This is a genomic window from Microcystis sp. M53598_WE2, from assembly GCF_030067735.1.
GTDB lineage: Bacteria > Cyanobacteriota > Cyanobacteriia > Cyanobacteriales > Microcystaceae > Microcystis > Microcystis aeruginosa.
The window spans coordinates 1-3,358 of the sequence record NZ_JASJFE010001065.1 but is presented as its reverse complement, the minus strand read 5'-3'; the positions used below and the strand labels follow the sequence as shown (position 1 = coordinate 3,358).

3 protein-coding genes and 1 pseudogene are annotated in these 3,358 nt (G+C 42.0%); 2 read left to right on the top strand and 2 right to left on the bottom strand.

The features are described 5' to 3' along the window. Both PX636_RS21740 and PX636_RS21735 read right to left on the bottom strand, forming a co-directional pair. A partial coding sequence (locus PX636_RS21740; protein WP_288118844.1) for a hypothetical protein occupies positions 1–267 on the bottom strand: 267 nt, incomplete at its 3' end. Positions 268–493: 226 nt separating this feature from the next. After that, on the bottom strand, positions 494–724 hold the full coding sequence (locus PX636_RS21735) for a type II toxin-antitoxin system CcdA family antitoxin (protein WP_002762207.1): 231 nt from the start codon (positions 722–724) through the stop codon (positions 494–496). A gap of 333 nt (positions 725–1,057) precedes the next feature. Between PX636_RS21735 and lepA the strand changes: the two genes are divergently transcribed. Continuing rightward, positions 1,058–2,869, top strand: coding sequence for a translation elongation factor 4 (lepA, locus tag PX636_RS21730; RefSeq protein ID WP_002762209.1), 1,812 nt, complete (start codon positions 1,058–1,060; stop codon positions 2,867–2,869). A 55-nt stretch (positions 2,870–2,924) separates the two neighbouring features. After that, positions 2,925–3,358 (top strand): annotated as a pseudogene (locus PX636_RS21725) (AAA family ATPase); the annotation flags it as partial.

Genomic DNA, 3,358 nt, shown 5'->3' with positions numbered 1-3,358 from the left:
GAGCAGCAGGCGATCGCCGTTTTTGCTGACAATCAACACCCGTTCGATCTTCGGGGTTTCAGGAGAGTCAATTTTTCGCTTTAATTGGTACAATTTCTCAGCGATGGCGATTGTTCCGCTAATAATGCCGATGATGGTGGCGATGGTGGCAAGGGTTCCCTCTCTCTCCACTTCGGAGATAACTTCGTAGCTGCCTTGCACCCCTTCCATCTCTAGGATATCCTGAGCAACTTTGATAGCATCGGCTCCTTGAATTTCTATCTGCATCAGTTTTGTTCCTCCTGTCAGTACCCAAGCAAAATGATCCTAAATCCAGTTATTAAAGACTGATTATCTATTCCCCCTTTTGCCTGTCCTGATATCTAGCCTATACTCAACGAATTTAGTATGACCAGCTTAGTTGGGGAAAAAATCTCAATTACCATCAATGGTTGACCTAAGAAAATATTTCAGTCTCTCCGTCGGGAAATAACCTATTAGAGACTGAAAAATCTTAGTCATTCCATTCCCCTTTGGGTGGTACGGGAGGATTGCGTCGAAGATGGCGGGTTAAGTCCTCATCCGGTTGTTTCTCTCCTCTTAGCCACTGTTTAATCGCTGTTTCGATAATGCGACTAGGATCGTTAGTCAGGTGTTTAATCTGTTCTAAAACTTCCGAGTCAAGGTGAATAGCGATTTCAACTTTCTCCGCCGTGCGCTGAGTCGGTGTAGCATTGTCGTTCATAAGCTCTATTAATGATTGCTATCTATCATTCTACCCGTCAGTCGAGGATTCTCATCCAAGAGTTTATCTATAGTAATCCGATTTGGACAAATCATAGAGCCTTTCCTTAGCCATTGCCCTTTGCCTGATTTTGTCCCCATACTCAAACTGACCATAGTTTTCTGTGGATGCCGAGAGGGAAAGCTAAGGTCAAAACCCTGACTATACTTGCAGTTTAGCTTTTTTTACCTTTTACTTTTCACTTTTGCTCCAGCCTTAGAGACTTTACCTCTACAATGAATTAAGGAATCTAAAATTTTATAAACCCCTGACTTTTGCCAACAGTGAACCACGATGACTGACGTTCCCGTTTCTCGCATTCGCAATTTTTCCATCATCGCTCATATCGATCATGGTAAATCAACTCTCGCTGATCGCCTCCTGCAAATTACGGGAACCGTAGCCCAACGGGAGATGAAAGAACAATTTCTCGATAATATGGACTTGGAACGGGAACGAGGTATCACCATCAAGTTACAAGCGGCACGCATGGATTATACCGCTAAGGATGGTCAAAAATACGTTCTCAATCTGATTGACACCCCCGGCCATGTGGATTTTTCCTACGAGGTTTCTCGGTCTCTAGCGGCGTGCGAGGGAGCTTTATTAGTTGTGGATGCGTCCCAAGGAGTAGAGGCGCAAACTTTAGCCAATGTTTACCTAGCGCTGGAAAATAACCTCGAAATTATCCCAGTTTTAAATAAAATCGACCTACCCAGTGCCGAACCGGAACGAGTCGCAGCGGAAATCGAGGAAGTGGTGGGTTTAGACTGTAGTGAGGCGATTCGGGCCTCGGCTAAGGCTGGGATCGGTATTAATGATATTCTAGAGTCGATCGTCCAATTAGTTCCCCCTCCCCAAGATACCCTCGAAGAACCATTCCGAGCTTTAATTTTTGATAGTTATTACGACGCTTATCGAGGGGTAATTGTCTATTTCCGCGTCATGGATGGTCGGGTGAAAAAGGGCGATAAAATTCGTTTTATGGCTTCCGGTAAAGAATTTGTTATTGATGAATTGGGAATTTTATCACCGCAACAGGTACAGGTAAATGAACTTCACGCGGGAGAAGTGGGTTATCTGGCAGCCGCAATTAAAACTGTTGCTGATGCCCGGGTGGGTGATACGATTACTCTAACCGCTAAACCAGCACAAGAGCCTTTACCCGGTTATACGGAAGCAAAACCGATGGTTTTCTGCGGATTATTCCCCACCGATGCTGATCAGTACGCCGATCTCAAAGATGCGCTGGAAAAGTTAAAATTAAACGATGCAGCTCTATCCTACGAACCGGAAACTTCTAGTGCCATGGGTTTTGGTTTCCGTTGCGGTTTCTTGGGACTGCTACACATGGAAATCGTGCAGGAAAGACTAGAAAGGGAATATAACTTAGATTTAATTACCACTGCTCCCTCGGTAGTTTATCAGGTCACTACTACCGATGGGGAAATTGTCGAAGTGGATAATCCCAGTTTGTTACCTTCCCCACAAAAACGGGAAAAAATTGAGGAACCTTATATCCAAGTGGAAATGATTACTCCCGAAACCTATGTAGGTGCTTTGATGGAATTATGTCAAAGTCGTCGGGGAGTTTTCAAGGATATGCGTTATTTTACTAAAACTCGCACCGCTTTGATTTATGAGTTACCTTTAGCAGAAGTGGTGACGGACTTTTTTGATCAATTAAAGTCTCGATCGCGCGGTTACGCTAGTATGGAATATCAATTAATTGGCTATCGGGAAAATGAGCTAGTTAAATTAGATATTATGGTCAATGGTGATCCCGTTGATGCTTTAGCGATGATCGTTCACCGGGATAAAGCTTATTATGTTGGTCGCGCTTTAACCGAAAAGTTAAAAGAATTGATTCCCCGGCATCAATTTAAGGTTCCCATTCAAGCAGCTATTGGTTCTAAAATTATCGCTAGTGAACATATTCCCGCTTTAAGAAAGGATGTCTTAGCTAAGTGTTATGGTGGTGATATTAGCCGCAAGAAAAAGCTTTTAGACAAACAAGCAAAAGGGAAAAAACGGATGAAAGCGATCGGAACTGTTGATGTCCCGCAGGAGGCATTTATGGCAGTCCTAAAACTCGATCCTCAGTAAAATCTTGGGGTGAGAATTAACTCACCCTTTTTAGTTTTAGCAGTGGGGAATTATTATGAAACTTTTGAGATTATCCTATCAAGATTTATCCTCTGGATTAAGTATAGATTCTTGCAAATTTTTTCCAGATTTGAATTTATTAGTTGGTATCTCAGGTGCAGGAAAAACCTCGATTTTAAAGGCTATTAGTAATTTAAAAAGAATCGCTAACGGTGAGTCTATAAATGGAGTAAAATGGGATGTAGAACTTTTAACCAATGATCATGTTCGTTATCATTGGTTGGGTGAATTTGAGGTTAGAAAAGCTCGTTCTCTCATCAAGATTGAAGAAGATGAAGTCAATGGTAATGACGGCGAAAATAGGGTTAGTATAATTAGTGAAACTCTTTTAAAAGATCAAGAGGTTTTGATCAAAAGAAATCAAGAGGTAATTGAGTTTAAACATTCAAAGACACCAAAACTACCATCTTATTTAAGCTGTATAGAGCT

Excerpts from the sequence above, each read along its gene's own strand:
- lepA (WP_002762209.1), top strand. The coding sequence starts at position 1,058 with ATGACTGACGTTCCCGTTTCTCGCATTCGCAATTTTTCCATCATCGCT.
- PX636_RS21735 (WP_002762207.1), bottom strand. The coding sequence starts at position 724 with ATGAACGACAATGCTACACCGACTCAGCGCACGGCGGAGAAAGTTGAA.